General features: G+C 73.1%; 14 protein-coding genes. 6 read left to right on the top strand and 8 right to left on the bottom strand.

The genetic code is table 11. The features are described from left to right. Positions 1-22 precede the first annotated feature (22 nt). A complete protein-coding gene (locus ACZ3KP_RS12805) occupies positions 23-1,345 on the bottom strand; it encodes a sensor histidine kinase (RefSeq protein WP_467498883.1) in 1,323 nt (440 codons plus the stop codon). 153 nt (positions 1,346-1,498) lie between these two features. On the opposite strand from ACZ3KP_RS12805, the gene ACZ3KP_RS12800 reads away from it, so the two are divergent. Genes ACZ3KP_RS12800 through ACZ3KP_RS12775 form a run of 6 tightly spaced genes read left to right on the top strand, consistent with a single transcriptional unit; the run spans position 1,499 to position 6,973 of the window. Beyond that, positions 1,499-2,134, top strand: a complete 636-nt coding sequence (locus tag ACZ3KP_RS12800; protein WP_467498881.1) for a hypothetical protein — start codon at positions 1,499-1,501, stop codon at positions 2,132-2,134. 5 nt (positions 2,135-2,139) lie between these two features. Then, positions 2,140-2,874: an ABC transporter ATP-binding protein gene (locus ACZ3KP_RS12795; protein WP_467498879.1), complete on the top strand. Its 735-nt coding sequence runs from the start codon at positions 2,140-2,142 to the stop codon at positions 2,872-2,874. Further along, the gene (locus tag ACZ3KP_RS12790; protein WP_467498877.1) at positions 2,861-3,328 is read left to right on the top strand and encodes an ATP-binding cassette domain-containing protein; all 468 of its coding nucleotides are present in this window, start codon (positions 2,861-2,863) and stop codon (positions 3,326-3,328) included. The genes ACZ3KP_RS12795 and ACZ3KP_RS12790 overlap by 14 nt, the downstream gene beginning before the upstream one ends. Next, positions 3,226-3,522, top strand: coding sequence for an ATP-binding cassette domain-containing protein (locus ACZ3KP_RS12785; RefSeq protein ID WP_467498876.1), 297 nt, complete (start codon positions 3,226-3,228; stop codon positions 3,520-3,522). The genes ACZ3KP_RS12790 and ACZ3KP_RS12785 overlap by 103 nt, the downstream gene beginning before the upstream one ends. Continuing rightward, positions 3,519-6,170: an FtsX-like permease family protein gene (locus ACZ3KP_RS12780; RefSeq protein ID WP_467498874.1), complete on the top strand. Its 2,652-nt coding sequence runs from the start codon at positions 3,519-3,521 to the stop codon at positions 6,168-6,170. The genes ACZ3KP_RS12785 and ACZ3KP_RS12780 overlap by 4 nt, the downstream gene beginning before the upstream one ends. A 56-nt stretch (positions 6,171-6,226) precedes the next feature. Then, positions 6,227-6,973, top strand: coding sequence for a response regulator transcription factor (locus ACZ3KP_RS12775; RefSeq protein WP_467498871.1), 747 nt, complete (start codon positions 6,227-6,229; stop codon positions 6,971-6,973). 180 nt (positions 6,974-7,153) lie between these two features. Here the strand turns inward: ACZ3KP_RS12775 and ACZ3KP_RS12770 are convergent, their stop codons facing one another. The 7 genes from ACZ3KP_RS12770 to ACZ3KP_RS12740 are packed head-to-tail and all read right to left on the bottom strand — an operon-like array spanning position 7,154 to position 17,225. Then, positions 7,154-8,428: a COG4705 family protein gene (locus ACZ3KP_RS12770; protein WP_467498869.1), complete on the bottom strand. Its 1,275-nt coding sequence runs from the start codon at positions 8,426-8,428 to the stop codon at positions 7,154-7,156. Between the two features lie 38 nt (positions 8,429-8,466). Continuing rightward, positions 8,467-9,735, bottom strand: a complete 1,269-nt coding sequence (locus tag ACZ3KP_RS12765) for a sensor histidine kinase (protein ID WP_467498867.1) — start codon at positions 9,733-9,735, stop codon at positions 8,467-8,469. Then, a complete protein-coding gene (locus ACZ3KP_RS12760; protein ID WP_467498865.1) occupies positions 9,726-10,379 on the bottom strand; it encodes a response regulator transcription factor in 654 nt (217 codons plus the stop codon). The genes ACZ3KP_RS12765 and ACZ3KP_RS12760 overlap by 10 nt, the downstream gene beginning before the upstream one ends. A gap of 9 nt (positions 10,380-10,388) precedes the next feature. Continuing rightward, positions 10,389-12,872, bottom strand: coding sequence for a transglycosylase domain-containing protein (locus ACZ3KP_RS12755; protein ID WP_467498864.1), 2,484 nt, complete (start codon positions 12,870-12,872; stop codon positions 10,389-10,391). Then, positions 12,869-14,281, bottom strand: coding sequence for an MFS transporter (locus ACZ3KP_RS12750; RefSeq protein WP_467498862.1), 1,413 nt, complete (start codon positions 14,279-14,281; stop codon positions 12,869-12,871). The genes ACZ3KP_RS12755 and ACZ3KP_RS12750 overlap by 4 nt, the downstream gene beginning before the upstream one ends. Then, positions 14,278-15,486 (bottom strand): type III PLP-dependent enzyme, encoded by a 1,209-nt coding sequence (locus tag ACZ3KP_RS12745; protein ID WP_467498860.1) that lies wholly within the window; start codon positions 15,484-15,486, stop codon positions 14,278-14,280. The genes ACZ3KP_RS12750 and ACZ3KP_RS12745 overlap by 4 nt, the downstream gene beginning before the upstream one ends. Continuing rightward, on the bottom strand, positions 15,483-17,225 hold the full coding sequence (locus ACZ3KP_RS12740) for an IucA/IucC family protein (RefSeq protein WP_467498858.1): 1,743 nt from the start codon (positions 17,223-17,225) through the stop codon (positions 15,483-15,485). The genes ACZ3KP_RS12745 and ACZ3KP_RS12740 overlap by 4 nt, the downstream gene beginning before the upstream one ends. Positions 17,226-17,244: the final 19 nt, after the last annotated feature.

Raw genomic sequence — 17,244 nt, 5'->3', positions numbered from 1 at the left:
CACCGGGGCGGCCCCGGCATGCTCACCCGCTTGTCCCCGTCCCGTGAGTCTCGTCCTGACCGACAGGAAGGAGCAGGGTGAACGTGGCCGGGTCTCTGCTGGACAGGGAGAGCCTGCCGCCGAGCGAGACGGCCAGGTCGCGCGCGAGGGCCAGGCCGATGCCGGTTCCCTCTCCGTCGCCGCTGCGTCCGCGGTCGAAGAGCCGGGACGGCTCGCCCGTCACGGTGCCCTCGTCGCTCACGTCGAAGGCGAGGGCGTCCTCCAGGTCCCGCACCGCCAGGCGAACCGTGCCGTGCCCGTGCACCCGGGCGTTGTCCAGCAGGATCCCGAGCAGCTCCGAGACGGACGCGCCCGGAACCCGGACGCCGGACGCCGTCTCCTGGGTGGCGCACTCCAGGCGTCTGCCGTCCTGGGCGAAGAGGCCGTGCCACCGTTCCTCCGTCTCCCCCAGCAGCTGGCGTACGGCGATCGTCCTGGCAGTGGGGCGGGCCGGCTCTCCGGAGCGGGACAGGCGCAGCACTTCCTCCACCGTGTGGTGCAGGCGTTGGGTGGTGGCCAGCGCCTCGGCCAGTACGGGCCGCAGCCGGGCGTCGTCGTCCTGGCCGAGGCCCGCCTCAAGGGCGAGTTGCAGGCCGGTGAGCGGGGTGCGCAGCTGGTGGGAGGCGTTGGCGGTGAAGTCACGTTCGCGGCGCAGGAGTTCCGAGAGGCTGTGCAGCATCTCGTTGTGGGTGCGGGCGACCTGGTCGATCTCGGCGAGGCCGCTCCGGGCGGCCCGTGCGGTCAGGTCGCCCTCGGTCACCGCCCGGCAGTGGCGGGAGAGGTCCTCCAGCGGCGCCGCCAGCGCCCGGGCCTGGCGGCGGGCGACGAGGACGGCGACGGTCAGCGCGAGCGCGGCGACGCCGAGCAGCAGCAGCCAGGCGACGGCGACCCGATCCCGTACGGCGACCGCGGGAGACGAGGCGCGTACGACGCCGATCACCTTCTCGGCGTGGGAGACGGGTACGGCCACCACCAGGTCCTGGGCCGACCGGCTCCGTACCATGCCACCGCCGAGGCTTCGCCGGACCGGGGTGTCGCCGGACCGGGGGCCGCTGCCCGCGCGCAGTCGCCATCGGGGGTCGTACAGGCCGAGACGCCCCCCGGCCGGGGGCGCGGGCAGTTCCACCGGGTCGCCGGTCACGAAGTCCGGGCTCACCCGTACGGCCGCGGCCAGGGCCGCACGTTCCAAGGTGTCGCGCTGGTCCGCGTACAGGGACGATCTGATCGCCAGGGCCAGCGGGACGGCGAGGAGGACGACGGCGACCAGAGCGGCGGTCAGGGCGACTCGCACCACGCGCTGTCTCATGCCCTCATCATGCGCGCCGCTCACCTGGGCGGATGCACTGCGCCACACGGTTTTGCCGTCGTCTAACCCTCGGTGATCGGGGCGTTAACCGACCACCTCCTAGCGTCGGGGCCATGACCGTCCGGTCCGAGGCTCCTCTGGAGGGCAGTGGCCATGGCAGCACACACCAGGGCGTACGCGGTCGTCGGGCTGACCCTCGCGGCGGCGGTGACCGCCGGCTGTTCCGGATCCGGGTCGGGCGCCGGCTCCGGCAGCCCGGCGTCCGGGTCGGTCACCGTCAGCGGGCAGAAGCAGCAAGCACCCACCGAGTCCAACCCGCCCGGCGACATCCCCGACAACCAGGTGTACGTCTCCTACCGGCCCACCGGCGGTACCTTCACCGGCTTCACCGTGAAGGTGCCCGAGGGCTGGGCCCGTACGAGCCAGGGCTCCACCACCGCGTTCACCGACAAGCTCAACACCGTGAAGATCACCGCGGTCTCCGCCTCCGGCGCGCCCACGGCCGGCTCGGTCACCAACACGGTCGTACCCCAACTCCGTTCCCAGGTACCGAAGTTCTCCTCGCCCAAGGTGAGCGAGGTGACCCGGCACGCCGGCCGGGTGGTGCTGCTGACCTATCAGGGCGACTCGGCGAAGGACCCGGTCACCGGCAAGGTGGTGCGGGACGCCTTCGAGCGGTACGCGTTCTACCGCGCGGGGCACGAGGTGGACCTGACCCTGTCCGGACCGGTCAAGGCCGACAACGTCGATCCCTGGCGCATCGTCAGCGACTCCTTCACCTGGCGGTGAGCACCATGTCCGACAGCACACGGACGGGCGGCGCCGCCGACGACGTCCTCACGGCCCGCGAGCTGTACCGCTTCTACCGGGCCGGCGAGGAGGAGACACTCGCGCTGCGCGGGGTGTCGCTGAGAGTGGGACGTGGCGAGACGGTCGCGGTCGTGGGCCCGTCCGGGGCCGGCAAGTCGACCCTGCTGGCGTGCCTGGCCGGACTCGACGAGCCCTCCGGCGGTGAGGTCCGCGTCGACGGCGTACGGATCAGCCACCGGCCCGAGACCGAGCGGGCCCGGCTGCGGGCCCGGCACATCGGCGTCCTGCTCCAGACCCGCAACCTGCTGCCGCACCTCAGCGTGCGCGACAACGTCCGCCTGCCGCAGCGGGCACAGGGCCGCAGGGCCCCCGTCCCGGCCGGCGAACTGCTGGCCCGGGTGGGGCTCGCCGACCGGGCGCACGCCCTGCCGCGCCGGCTGTCCGGCGGAGAGCTGGCGCGGGCCGGGCTCGCCGTCGCGCTGGCCAACTCGCCCGCCGTCCTGCTCGCCGACGAACCGACCGGTGAACTCGACGGCGTGACAGAGCAGTTGGTCCTGTCGATGCTGCGGGAGCGGGCCGCGGAGGGGTGCGCGGTGCTGATCGTCACGCACAGCCGGGAAGCGGTCCGTATCGCGGACCGGGTGATCACCCTGACGGACGGGAAGGCCACCGAGGCCCGGCGCCAGGACCACGAGGAGGCACCCGATGCCGTCGGATGAGGTGCTTGTCAGCTGCGCGGACGCGGCCCTGACCTTCGGCCGTGGGCCTCAGGCGGTCGTGGCCGTGCACGGGGCCGACCTGGAGGTCCGGGCCGGGGACCGGCTCGCGGTCGTCGGCCCCTCGGGATCGGGCAAGAGCTCACTGCTGCACCTGCTCGCCGGGCTGGAACAGCCCACCAGCGGCACCGTCTCCCGGGCCGCGGCGCTCGGGCCGTACGACATCGGCCTGGTCTTCCAGGGCGACAGCCTGATACCCGCCCTGAACGTGGTGGAGAACACCGCTCTGCCCCTGGTCCTCACCGATCGTCCGGAGGGCGAGCGCGACTGTGCGCGCTCGCGGCCCTCGCCCTGGTGGACGCCGCCGACCTGGCCGACCGGCTCCCCGAGGAGATCTCCGGCGGTCAGGCCCAGCGGGTGGCCGTCGCCCGGGTCCTGGCCCAGGAGCCCCGGCTGATCCTCGCCGACGAACCCACCGGGCGCCTCGACCACGCCACCGGCAGCCACGTCCTGGACGCCCTCCTGACGGCCGCCGACCACACCGGCGCGGCCCTCGTCGTCACCACCCACGACCCGGCCGTCGCCGCCCGGCTCACCGTCCGCCGGAGCATGCGCGACGGACGCCTGCTCGCACCCGAGGAGGTGCCGTGATCACCACCTGGGCGAGCGGACTGGCCCGCCACCGCACCGGACGGCTGCTGGCCGCCCTGACCGGCGTCGCGCTCGCGGTCGCCCTGGTCGCCGCGCTCGGCTCCTTCCTCACCGCGTCGAAGGCGACGATGACCCAGCGTGCCGTGCGCTCGGTCGCCGTGGACTGGCAGGTGCAGGTGCAGCCGGGCGCCGACCCGCGTACGGTCCTGTCCCTGGTGGCCGGGACCCCGGGCACCCGCACCGCCCTGCCCGTCGGCTTCGCGCACACCAGCGGCTTCACCGCCCGCGTGCAGGGCAGCACCCAGGCCACCGGCCCCGGCGTGGCCCTCGGCCTTCCTGACGGCTACCGCGCCCGGTTCCCCGACGCCATGCGCACGCTCTCCGGCTCGTCCACCGGAGTCCTGCTGGCCCAGCAGACCGCCTCCAACCTGCACGCGGCCCCCGGCGACACCATCGGTGTCCAGCTCCCCGGTGCCGGTCTGCGCCAGGTGAAGGTGGACGGTGTGGTCGACCTGCCGCAGGCCGACTCCCTCTTCCAGACCGTCGGAGCCCCCAGCCAGTCCCAGCCGACCGCGCCCCCGGACAACGTCGTCCTCCTGCCCGCCACCCGGTTCGCCGCCCTCACCCGCGGCGCCACCGGCGTCACCACCCAGATCCACGCCGCCCGCGACAACACCCGGTTGCCCTCCGACCCGGCCGCCGCGTACTCCGCCGTCACCGGAGCCGCCCACAACCTCGAAGCCCGCTCCGCCGGTACGGCCCTGGTCGGCAACAACATCGGCGCGGCGCTCGACTCGGCCCGCCAGGACGCCCTGTACGCCCAGATCCTCTTCCTCTTCCTCGGTGTGCCGGGCGCCGTGCTGGCCGCCACGCTGACGGCGGCGGTCGCCTCGGCCGGCGGCGAACGGCGCCGTCAGGAACAGGGGCTGCTGCGGCTGCGCGGTCTGCGGCCCCGCCAGATCACCGCACTCGCCGGTCTGGAGGCCGCCCTGATCGGTCTGGCCGGAGGTCTGGCCGGGCTGGGCATCGCCGCCCTCACCGGCCGTCTCGCCTTCGGCACGGCCTCCTTCGGGGCGAGCGCCGGCAGTTGGTACGTGTGGTACGGCGTCGCCTTCGTGCTCGGGGCCGCGGTGGCCGCGGGTGCGGTCCTCGTCCCGGCCCTGCGGGACCTGCGCACGGTGACCGTCGCCGACACCCGCAAGCAGGAGGACGTCCGACGCTCCCGGTCACCCTGGTGGCTGCGCTACGGCCTGGACTTCGCCTTCCTGATCGGCTCGTGGCTCGTCTTCCGTGCCTCCTCGGGCAACCAGTACGCACTCGTCCTCGCCCCGGAGGGCGTCCCCAGCATCTCCGTGTCGTACTGGGCCTTTCTCGGCCCCGCCCTGCTGTGGATCGGCGCGGCCCTGCTGCTGTGGCGTCTCGTCCTGCTCTCCCTCACTCACGGCCGACCCGCGCTGGCCCGGCTGGTCCGGCCGCTGACCGCGACCCTGGCCGGCACCACCGCCGCCGTCCTGGCCCGGCGCCGCCGCCCGTTCGCCCGGTCGGTGGTCCTGCTCGCCCTCGCCGTCTCCTTCGCGATCTCCACCGCCGTCTTCAACGCCACCTACCACCAGCAGGCCGAGGTCGATGCCCGGCTGACCAACGGCGCCGACGTCACCGTCACCGAACCACCCGGCGCCCAGGTACCGCCCGCGGCCGGAGCAGCACTGAAGGTCTCCGGCGTACGGCACGTCGAGCCCCTCCAGCACCGCTTCGCCTACGTCGGCTCCGACCTCCAGGACCTCTACGGCGTCCGACCGGACAGCGTCGCCAAGGCCACCTCGCTCCAGGACGCCTACTTCGCCGGCGGCACCGCCGACCAGCTGATGCACCGCCTCGCCCAGCGCCCGGACAACCTCCTGGTCAGTGTCGAGACCGTGAACGACTTCCAGCTCTCCCCCGGAGACACCGTCAACCTGCGCATCCAGGACACGCGCACCAAGTCCCTGCGCACGGTCCCCTTCCACTACGCCGGCATCGCCAAGGAGTTCCCCACCGCCCCCAAGGACAGCTTCTTCGTCGCCAACGCCGCCTACATCGCCCAGGCCACCGGCGACGACTCGGTCGGCGCCTTCCTCCTCGACACCGGCGGCACGAACCAGCAGCGGATCGCCGCCCACCTGCGGGGACAGCTGGGTACCCGGGCCACCGTCACCGACCTCACCCAGACCCGCGGCACCGTCGGCACCAGCCTGACCTCCGTCGACCTGGCCGGCCTCACCCGCATCGAGCTCGCCTTCGCCGTCCTGCTCGCCGCCGGGGCCGGCGGCCTGGTCCTCGCCCTCGGACTCGCAGAACGCCGCCGGACCTTCGCCATCGCCACCGTCCTCGGCGCGCAACCCCGCCACCTGCGCGGCATGGTCCTCTCCGAGGCCCTGCTCCTGGCCGTCGCCGGCCTGGCCGGAGGCGCCCTCATCGGCTGGGCCCTGTCGGAGATGCTGGTCAAGGTCCTGACCGGCGTCTTCGATCCGCCCCCCGCGGCCCTGTCGGTCCCCGATGCCTACCTGGCACTCACCGGGGCAGCCGCCGTCGCCGCGATCCTGGCAGCGGCCCTCAACGGCATCCGCGGCAGCCACCGCCCCGCCGTGGAGGAGCTCCGCGACCTGTGAACCCGGCCCGCACCCGTGACGAGCCCCTCGTCCCGGCGGCTCCTAAGCTGTCGACCATGCGCACGCCCGCCGCACCGGACCGCAGCCGACTGCGCGTCCTCGTCGTCGAGGACGACGACACCATCGGCCGCCACCTGGAAACCGGCCTGCGCGGCCACGACTACGCCCCGACCTGGTGCCGCACCGGAGCGGGCGCACTGGCGGAGGCCGGGCGGGCACCGTACGAGGTCCTGCTGCTGGACCTGGGGCTGCCGGACATGGACGGCCTGGACGTCGCCCGGCAACTGCGTGCCCGCCTCCCCGACCTGCTGATCGTCGTGCTGACGGCACGGACGGACGACATCGACATCATCGCCGGGCTGGACGCCGGTGCCGACGACTACCTGGTCAAGCCGTTCAGCCTGACCGTGCTGCTCGCCCGGCTGCGGGCCCACCTCAGACGGCACACGGTGGCCGCGCCGGCCCGGGAGCCGGTGCGGCTGGGCGATCTGGTCGTCGACGTGACGGCCCGGCGCTGCGTCCTGCTAGGCGTCGACGTCCCGCTGCGCGCCAAGGAGTTCGATCTGCTCGCGGTGCTGGCCGCGCGGGCCGGCGAGGCGGTCTCGCGCGAGACGCTGATGGCCGAGGTGTGGGACGAGAACTGGTTCGGCTCCACCAAGACCCTGGACGTGACGTTGGCGGGCCTGCGCCGGGGACTCGCCGAGGCGGCACAGACGGGTGGGCGGCCGGCCCGGCTGCCGCGGATCACCACGTTGCGGGGGCACGGGTATCGGTTGGAACAGCAGCCCGGTCCGCCGGACTGAGCACGCGTCCGCGGAGCCGCCGGTACGGCGAGTGCCCCGCGGTTCACAACGCCGAGCGGCGGGCAGGGCAGCCCGGGGTCCAGCGGCGAGCCGGTAGCAGAACTCACGGGCGGGCGTGTCGACTGCCCACCGGGGCGTGATCGGCGGCGACTCCGGTGAAGTCGCCGCCGATCAGGTCCGTCAGCGCATGTCCGTGAGGAGGGTGCGCAGTTCGGCCTCCTGACGGGCCGGCGGCATCGGCGGGTTCGGGTGGTCGATGCCGAAGGTCTTCAGGACCTGGTCCATCTGGGCGTCGAGGAACGTCCAGCCGGTGTTGTCCAGCGGCTGCAACGTGGCCTGGTCGGCGTCCCAGAGGTCGCGCAGCGACTGGGCGGCCGCGTGGGCGCCGCTCGCGTTCCCCGACTGCGCGTCCTTGAGCGAGGTCGAGGCGAGGGCCCGCAGCGCGTCGACCTTCTTGGCCGGGAACTTCTTCACGGCCTGGCCGGGGGCGAGATGGACGGTGGAGGTGGCGTCGGTCTCCGGCGCCGGGCCGACGTGCGGCCGGCCGTGCGCCCAGACCAGCAGGCCCACGGTGGCGACGGCGAGGAGGCCGAAGCCAGCCAGCGCGACGCGCTCCCGCCGCGGGTCGGCGGTGACCTGCGGGGTGTGCGTGGCGTCGTAGGTCTCGATCACGTCGGAGCGGGTCACCGTCAGGTAGACGACGGTCGCCAGGATCAGGCCGAGGAAGATCAGGCTGGTGGTGAAGGTGCCCATCGCCAGGCCGGTCGGCTCGCCCGGCGCGGCGACCTTCGGGGAGGCGAGCCAGTCGCCGATGTTGGCGCCCAGCGGGCGAGTCAGGATGTAGGCGAGCCAGAAGGACAGCACCGGGTTCGCGCCGAACTTCCACAGCAGCGTGATCGCCGCGATGAGGCCGAGCGGCAGCAGGACCGAAACTCCCGGGCTCCAGCCGGTGAGCTCCAGGGTCCAGTCGCCGGTCGCGGTGCCGAGGGCGAAGGTGACGAGAACGGTGAGCCAGTAGAACGACTCACGCGGCAGGGTGTTGACCGAGTGGATCGAGAGGGTGCGCTCGCGCAGCCACCACGCGCCGAAGACCACCGCGAGCAGGACCGAGAACACCACGGTGCTGATCCACAGCGGCACGTTGAGCTGGTCGGTCAGGATGTCGGTGTACAGCGTGCCCGTGACACTGACGACGACCACGGTCAGCCAGTACGGGAACGGTACGTACCGCTTCAGCCGCAGCTGGACGGCGAGGACCACGACGAACACCGCGGTGAAGATCCAGGCCGTGTTCACCAGGCCGACGCCCAGTTTCATGTTGATCCAGTCGGCGAAACTCTCACCGACGGTCGTGCACAGGATCTTGATCACCCAGAACCAGACGGTGACCTCGGGAACCTTGTTCAGCATCAGCCGCCCGCTGCGGTGCGTGCGGGCTTCGCTCGTCGTTGTCATGCAATGAGGTTGGTGTGGCGAACCTGCACACAACCTGACTACGCGGCCGCCTCCGGCGTGGGGAAGGTCACCTCGACGCGACCGTGACCGGCCGCGATCGCACGGACCGCCACTCCGGCGGACGCGGCGAGCCGCTTGACCACGGCCAGCCCCAGTCCGTGTCCGTCGCCGCTGGTCACGCCCGCCTCGAAGACCCGGTCGACCTCCGCCGGGTCGAACCCCGGACCGTCGTCGAGGACGTCGATCACGACCCCCTCGGGCTGCACGCGCCCCGTGACCCAGACGCGCGAGTTCGCGTGCCGCAGGCCGTTCTCCAGCAGGGGTGACAACACGGCCACGACGAGTTCCGTGGCCACGGCGACGTCGACGTCGGCCGGGACGGCGAGTTCGATGGACCGACCGGCGACGGCCTGTCGCGCCGCCGCCCGGAGATCGCAGCGGGTGCCGCCGTCGATCCGGGTCCGGGCGGCACCGAGGATCGCGGTGATCGCCGTGTTCAGGCGGTCCACCTCGGTCAGCACGGCCTGGGGTGCCACCTGCTGACCGGAGAGCTGCGCCAGCTGTGCCTCGCCCCGCAGGGCCGTCAGGGGCGTGCGCAGCTCGTGGGCGATCTCGTCGGTGAGCCGGCGCTCGTCCGCGAGCGCGTTGTCCACCCGGTCGAGCAGGCGGTCGAGCGTCCGTCCGAGCTCCCCGAACTCGTCCCGGGGCACGCCGAGGTCGAAGCGGCGCCCGGGTTCGTGCTCGCCCCATTCGTCGGCGAGCGCGGCCATGTCGTGGACCACCCGCAGCGCGCGGCCCACCACGAGGCGCGCGACGACACCGGCGAGCAGGATCGCGATGCCGCCCAGGATGAGCGACATCGTCAGGCTGCGCTGCTCCGACGTCTCGTACGGTGTCAGATCGACCCGCACGACCACCATGACGTGGTGGCCTTGCTGGCGGATCGGCTGGGCGTACAACAGGTCACCGCCGACCGTGGTGGTCCGGGACTGCCCGGAGCCGACCAGCGCGTCGACGCGGTCGAGCACACCGGCCGGCACGATTCCATCGATGAGGTGCCCGTCGGCATACACCCACGAGACCGTGTCCAGTGCTTCGTTGCCGCCCTCGATCAGCACGACGCGGCCACCGCGTACGGCCACGTTCGCCGCCGCCGCTTCGGCACGGGTGTGCGCCAGGGCGTTCGCGTCGGCGTCGGTCACCCGGCTCAGCAACACGTGGGAGACCACCACCAGGACCGCGACGACCGCTGTCGCGATCAGTACCGCGAGCGCGACGACCCTGCCACGAAAACCCGTCACTCCCATCGGTAGCCCACCCCACGGACCGTCGCCAGGCGGTCGGCCACGCCCAGCGCACCGAGTTTGGTCCGCAGCCGGCGGACGAAGGAGTCCAGGGTGTTGTCGCTGACCTGAGCCCCGTGCGGCCAGCCCGCGGCGACGAGGGCGTGCCGGCGTACCGCGTCACCCTGTGCGGCGATGAGCCTGCCCAGCAGCCGGAACTCGGTCGGCGTCAGGCTCTCGCTCGTCGAACCGTAGGTCACGACGTGCTTCGCGGGATCGAGGACGACGCCCCTCGGCGGGGTCGTCGCGGTTGTCCTGCGCAGCAGGGCACGGACCCGCACCAGCAGCTCCGGGATGTCGAACGGTTTCGTCATGTAGTCGTCGGCTCCCGCCTCGAACCCCCCTACCTTGTGGTGCATGCCGTCCAGCGCGGTGAGCATCAGCACCGGGGCGTCGACGCCGCGCGAGCGCAGTGCCAGGCAGACGTCGCGGCCGTCGGCGTCCGGGAGCCCCAGGTCCAGGACGACCAGGTGAGGGGCCGGGTCGAGCCGGCGCAGCAGGCCGTCCGCGGTGGCGGCGACGGCGACCGTGTGGCCGTCGTGCTCCAGCGCGCGCTTGAGGACGTCACGGACCGCCGCGTCGTCCTCGCACACCACGATGAAAGCCACGGGCAGACCCTAACCGCGGACGCGCGCCGGCGCCGGTGTGGTGCTCGTCGGCGCGGGTGAGGTGGCACCGCCGGTCGTGCCGCCGGTCGTGCCGCCGGTCGTGCCGCCGAACAGGCCGCCGCCGGTACCGCCGCCGGTACCGCCCCCGGTTCCCGCGGTGTCGGTGGGGCTCGGGCCGACACAGTGCCTTCCGTGCCCGCGGCACGGTGCGGTGGTGGGGGTCGTCGGGGTGGCCGGCGCGGTCGGGGTGGCCGGGGGTGTGCTCGGGGCCACGGTGGCGGAGGGCGTGGGCGAGGGTGCGCCGTACTCGTCCGTGGACTGGCCGAGCGCGGGGGCGGGCGGGAACTGCTGGACGGGCTGTCCCCGGAGGGCGGCGGTCATGTAGCCGGTCCACACCTCGGTGGGCATGTCGGCGCCGAAGACCTTGGCGTAGCCGCCGACCCCCTGCATGGACTGGAGGCCGGCGTTCTTCGGGTCCTCCTTGAACATGCTCACGGCCGTGGTGAGCTGCGGGGTGTAGCCGATGAACCAGGCGGACTTGTAGTCGTCGGTGGTACCCGTCTTGCCGGCCGCCGGACGGCCCAGGGCCTGGGCGTTGGTACCGGTGCCGTTCTTGACGACGTCCCGCAGGACGTCGGTGACGGTGTCGGCGGTCGAGGCGGGCATGGCCATGGTGCCCTTGGGCTTGTCGAAGCCGGGCAGCTGCCGGCCGTCGGCGACGACCTTGGTCACCGAGTACGGCTCGTGCTGGACTCCGCCGTCGTCGAAGGTGGCGTACGCGTCCGCCATGCGGATCGCCGACGGGGTGGACGTACCGATGTAGAAGCCCGGGGTGTCGTACTGCAGGCTCGGGCGCAGGAGCCCGGCCTTCAGGGCCTCGCCCTCCACGGCGTCGTAGCCGACGTACTCGCCGAGCTGGACGTACGGGGTGTTGACCGACTGCTCCATCGCCTTGCGCAGGGTGATGTAGCCCCACTTCGTGGTGACGTCGTTGCGCTGGTGCAGGAGTCCCGTGGGGTCCTTCGCGTCCGGCAGCTCCTGGCCCTGCTGGTTCTTGATGGTGATGCCGTCGTCGCCGTCGAACTTCGAGTCCGGGGTGATGGGCGAGGCCGGCTGCCCGGGTGAGAGGACGGCGCCGTGGTCGAGGGCGGCGGCCAGGTCGAGGGGTTTGAAGGTGGAGCCGACCGGGACGCCGGTCGCGTCGGCGTTGTCCGTCCAGTGCCCCTTGTTCCAGCCGGGCCCTCCGTACAGCGCGACGAGCGCGCCGGTGGACGGATCGATCGACGCCGCGCCGACCTGGACGTCCTTGTCGGCCGCGCGGTGCTGCGGATCCAGGTGCTTGCGCTCCATCGCCGTGACGGACGCCGACAGGGCGCCGACCTTCTTCTTGTCGAAGGTGGTGTAGATCTGGTAGCCGCCGTGGCCCAGCTGCTGGTCCGTGAGGGACGTGTGGGCCTCGACGTACTTCTCCGCGGCCTGCACCAGGTACCCGGTCTGCCCGGCCATGCCCGCCGAGGGCGCGTACGGCTTGGGCGTGGGGAACCCTGCCGCCAGGTACTGCTGTTCCTGGGCCGCGGTGATCTTGTGGATCTTGGCCATCCGGTCCAGCACGTACCTCCAGCGGGCCGTGGCCTGGGCCTTGGCCTGCGGGTCGGTGTCGGCGTGCATCAGCACGCTCGGCTCGTTGACCGTGGCGGCGATGAAGGCCCCCTGGCTGACGGTCAGCTGGAAGGCGTGCACGTGGTAGTAGGTGCGGGCCGCCGCTTCTATGCCGTAGGCGTCCCGGCCGTAGTAGCAGGTGTTCAGGTACCCCTGCAGGATCTGCTGCTTGGACATCTGCCCGCCGATCTTCAGGGAGATCATGATCTCCCTGAGCTTGCGGGTCACCGACTGGTCCTGGCTGAGGTAGGTGTTCTTCACGAACTGCTGGGTGATGGTGGACCCCGACTGCACCTCACCGCCCGTGGCCATGTGGTAGACGGCGCGGAGCATGCCCTGCGTGTCGACGCCCGGATCGGTGTAGAAGGTGGCGTTCTCCGCGGCGAGGAAGTCCCACTGCACCAGCTTCGGCACCTGGGCGAGCTCGACGTTCTGCCGGTTGGTGGACCCCTGGGTGGTCATCACCGAGCCGTCCGACCAGTAGTAGGTGTTGCTCTGCGCCTGGGTGCTGGGGTTCGCGCCGGGGATGGTCGTCGTGGCGTAGGCGTAGCCGAACAGGCCCAGCAGGCCGGCGGCGAACAGCAGGAAGGTGCCGGACACCAGCTTCCACGACGGCAGCCACCGCCGGAGGCCGCGTCGGCCGGCCCGCGGGTAGTCGATCAGGCCGCGTCGACGGGGGCGCCCGGCGTCCGCCTGCCGGGTAGCGACGGCTCGGCGGCCGCGCCCGTCCCGGGTCTGCGCGGCCCGGCGCGCCGCGGCCCGGCCGCCGTGTTGCGTGCCGTCGGGGCCGGGCGGTACGGCCCGCCCCGACGGTCGGCGCCGGTGTTCGCTCATTCTCGCCACTCCTCGGTCAGCGCCCGTCCCCGTCGGCGCCGGGAGGCGGCCCACGGAGTGCGCTCTTGACCTGCCGGGGCGCGCTCGCACCCCGGGCAGCTCCTACATGTTGTAAGACTAAGGTGCGCGGGTGCCGGGCAGGCAGCCGCCCCCTCGGCCGCGGGCGCGGGGCCGCGCCGTCTCCGGGGGCTCCGCGCCCCACGCCCGCGGGCCAGGACGCCGAGCGCGAGCGCCGCGACGAGCGAGACGGCGCCGCCCAGGACCAGGGTGAAGCGGGCTCCGAGCGTATCGGACACCAGACCGACCAGAGGTGCGCCGACGGGGGTGCCGCCGAGGAGGACGAGGAAGTACACGGACAGGACCCGGCCGCGCAGCGGTGGGTCGGCGTGCAGCTGGATCAGCGCGTTGGCGGTGGTGGTGACGGTCACCGCGGCGCATCCGGTGAGGAACAGCAGGAGCAGGAACGAGCCGTAGCCCGGCATGAGGCCCTGCGCGATCTCCAGTGCGCCGAAGCCGATCGCGGTGGAGGTCAGACGGCGCCGGGTGGGGGGCTTGCCGTGGTGGGCCCAGTAGAGCGCGCCGAGGAGGCCGCCCAGGGCGTAGGCGGCGGAGAGCCAGCCGAAGGAGGCGGCGCCCGTGTGGAACACCGTGACGGCCACGAGCGAGATGGTGACCTGGAAGTTGAGGCCGAAGGTGCCGACGAAGGCGACGAGGCCGATCGGGAGCAGCAGGTCCGGGGTGGTGGCGATGTGGCGGAGCGCCTCGCTCACTCGGGCGGGGCCCGCTCGGGCGGGGGCGGGGGCGTCCGGCGTGTCGGTACGGATGGTGATCAGGCCGTGCAGGACGGCCAGGTACGAGGCGGTGTTCAGGAGGAACACCGGGCCGGTGCCGAAGGCCGCGACGGCCAGGCCGGCGAGGGCCGGGCCGACGGCGCGGGCCACGTTGAACTGGGCGGCGTTCAGGCTGACGGCGCCGGCCGTGTGCTCACGGGAGACGAGTTCGCCGATGTAGGCGTTGCGGGCGGGACCGTCCACGGCGGTGGCGGCGCCGAGGACGAGGGCCAGCGCGTAGAGGGACGGCAGGTTCACCGCTCCGGTGACCGTGAGCAGTCCCAGCAGGAGCGACTGGGCGGCCATCGCCGTCTGGGTCAGGAGCAGGGTCCGTCGTTTGGGATACCGGTCGGCCAGTACGCCTCCGGTCAGGCCCAGCAGGGTCCCGGGCAGGAACTGCAGCGCGGTCACGATGCCGACCGCGCTGCCGCTGTTGCCGGTGGTGTGCAGGACGAGCAGGTCCTGGGCGGCGCGCTGCATCCACGTGCCGATGTTGGAGACCAGCTGTCCGATGAGGTAGCGCCGGAAGTTCCGGACGGCGAGCGCGTGCGTCGCCGGCGGGCGGACGACGGCACTCATGACGTCCGGCGGGCAGACATGCCGCCCGTGGCGGGCGCCTGGGCGTCGTCGAGGTGGTGGAAGGTCGGGTGCGGGTGCATGAGGAACGCGTGGTGGGAGATGTTCCACGCGTAGGCGCCGGCCATCGCGAAGGCGACCCGGTCGCCGACCCGCAGCCGTTCCGTCGTGATCCGGCTCGCCAGGACGTCCTTGGGCGTGCAGAGCTGTCCGACCAGCGTCACCGGCTCGTCCCTGATCTCGGGACGGTTCCAGGGCCGCGGCCAGGTCTCCCGGGGGATCACCTCGAAGGGCTGGTCGTGCTGTTTCGCGGCCGGGGTGCGCAGGTGGTGGGTGCCGCCGCGCAGGACGGCGAACGCGTGCCCCCGGCTGGACTTGAGGTCCAGGACTTCGGTGACGTACCAGCCGCAGTACGCCGTGACCGAGCGGCCGGGCTCGATCCGCAGAGTGAGGTGGGGGTGGCGGGCGAGGATCCGGCGCAGTCCGGCGCCCAGGGCGGGCCAGTCGAACACCCTGGGCGGGTGCGTGTAGTCGACGCCCATGCCGCCGCCGACGTTGACCTCGCGCAGCTCGACCCCGCGCTCGCCGGCCCAGCTCGCGGCCCAGGTGAGGATCTCGTCGACGAGCAGCAGCTGGGGCCGGGCCTGGAGGCCGCTGGCGAGGTGGAGGTGGAGGCCGCGCAACCGGACGCCCGGTACCGACCGCATCAGCTCCAGGCAGCGGTCCAGCTGTACGGGATCCATGCCGAACGGACCCCCGCCCATGGCCAGGGCGACCGGGCCCACGTCGACGGGCAGGTTGACGCGCAGCAGGACGTCCACGATCCGCCCGCCCAGCAGGGTGGTCAGCAGGCGGAGTTCGTGTTCGCTCTCGATGTGCAGGCGCCCGACTCCCGCGGCCAGCGCCCGGGTCAGCTCCTGCGAGGTCTTGCCGGGACCGCCGAAGGCGATCGGCGCGCCCGGGACGACGGCGCGGACGTGGTCCAGTTCGCCGCCGGAGGCCACCTCGAAGCCGTGGACGTGTGCGGTGAGCGTGCGCAGGATCCGGGGGTCGGAGTTGGCCTTGGCCGCGTAGAGCAGCTCGACGCGGTCCGGCAGCGCGGCCCGGATCGCGCGCACGTGGTCGCGCAGGCCGGGCAGGTCGTAGACGTAGGCGGGCAGGTCGTCGTCGGGCAGTGCCGCGACGAGATCGTACGTCTCGGGCCTCACCGGACCACCTCGCGGGGGAAGTCCGCGCCGAGCGGGCTGGGCAGCGGCACGTAGGTCGCGTGCCGGTCGGCCTTGCGGGACCAGCGCAGCAGCAGGTTGGCCTTGGCCGGCAGCGGCACGCCGGACAGCAGGGCACGCAGGCGCGGCGGTTCGGCGGCGGTGCGGGCGTACGCGGCGAGGTGGTCGCGGACCAGTCCCCACAGGGCGGGTTCCAGGGTCGGGTCGAGGTCGGCCAGGGCGCTGAGCACCTCGGCGGTGTGGTTGACGAGGAGGCAGTACGCGACCCGGTTCCAGCCGTGTTCGGGATCGTAGGTGAGGGGGCCGCGCACGGCGTCGGGGAGGTCCGCGAGGGCCTGCCGGTGGCGGCCCGGCAGGAGCTTGGTGCCCTCCAGGTCGCGGAAGAACATCTGCGCGGGCGTACCGTCGGCCCGGACGCCGACGACGACGTTCTGCAGGTGGGGTTCGAGGACGACGCCGTGCTCGAAGTAGGCGGCCAGGACCGGCGGCAGCAACAGCCCGAGATACGCGTCCCACCAGGCCAGGACGTCGCCGTCGCCGCGGGCGAGCAGCCGGGAGACATGGGCCGCGCCGGTCGGGTACTCGTCGGCCACCGCGGCGGCGAGCAGGGGCGTGACCCCGGGACGCAGATGACCGCGCAGGCCGGAGCGGACGATGACGCCGAAGCCCTCCAGGAGGGCGGTGTCGCCGGCCGGGTCGAGGGTGCGGTAGCCGGGCTCGGCCAGCAGCGCACAGCCCGGGAAGCGGTCGGTGAGCCGGGCGAAGACCGGCTGGAGCAGCCGGTTGAGGGCGACGGCCCCGGACAGTTCGTAACTCGCGTGCTTGCGGACGCAGTTGGTGAGGCGGACGTTGAGGCTGAACTTCAGGAACGTGTCGGCCTCCGGTGCGTACAGCGTCCGCACGGACGCGGTCGGCACCAGCTCCGGGCCGCCCGTGCCGGTGTCCACGACGTCCCCGGCGGCGACCGCCTCGCGCAGCCGGTCGTGGTCCTTCAGCAGCCGGTACTGCCAGGGGTGCACGGGGAGTACGGCGAACTCCGGGCCGGCCACCGGGTGCAGCGCGTCCAGCGCCTGCGGCTCGCCCTCCTCCCGTACGAGGTGGCGGCGCACGGCCAGGTAGCGCAGGCGGAAGCGGGTGCCGGTCTCCGGGCCGTACGCCAGCCAGTCCGCCGGGTCGCCGGTACGGGCCTTGGGCGTGGGATGGAAGCGGTGGCCGAACACCAGGGACTGCTCCGAGGCGACGTACGGGTCCGCGGGCGCGCGGGTCCCCGCCCGCTCCTCCAGCACGACGCGGATCGTCTCCCGGCTGTCCGCGACCTGGCCCAGGAACTCCTCGTTGGCCAGACCGGTGCGCTGTTCCAGTTCGTCCTGGATGCAGGCGGCCAGCTCGCGCCAGTCCACGCTCACCCAGGCGTCGCCGTCGAGCCGCTGCACCGAGCCCTGGAAGCGGTGCGCTCCGATCAGCGAGGTCCGCCGCAGCGCGGCCCGCAGCAGCAGGCCCCGGCGGGGCAGCCGGAGCAGGAGGTGGTCGTCGACGACCGTCACCTGGTGCTCGGGGGCGGACACCTCGCGGATCAGGCAGTTGAGCAGTGTGTGGGCCGTGACGAGGTCGGCCGTCCGTGACGGCTCGGCGGTCGGGGCGGGGGCGGTGGTGGTGCGGTCGGTGTGGGGGGCGGGGGCGGTGGTGGCACGGTCGGTGCCGGGGGCGGTGCCGGTGGTCATGTGGTCGCTCCTGGGGGAA

Source organism: Streptomyces sp. NPDC020958 (genome assembly GCF_055562175.1).
Note: the sequence above shows the minus strand (reverse complement) of the source record. Positions and strands in the feature narration are given on the sequence as shown.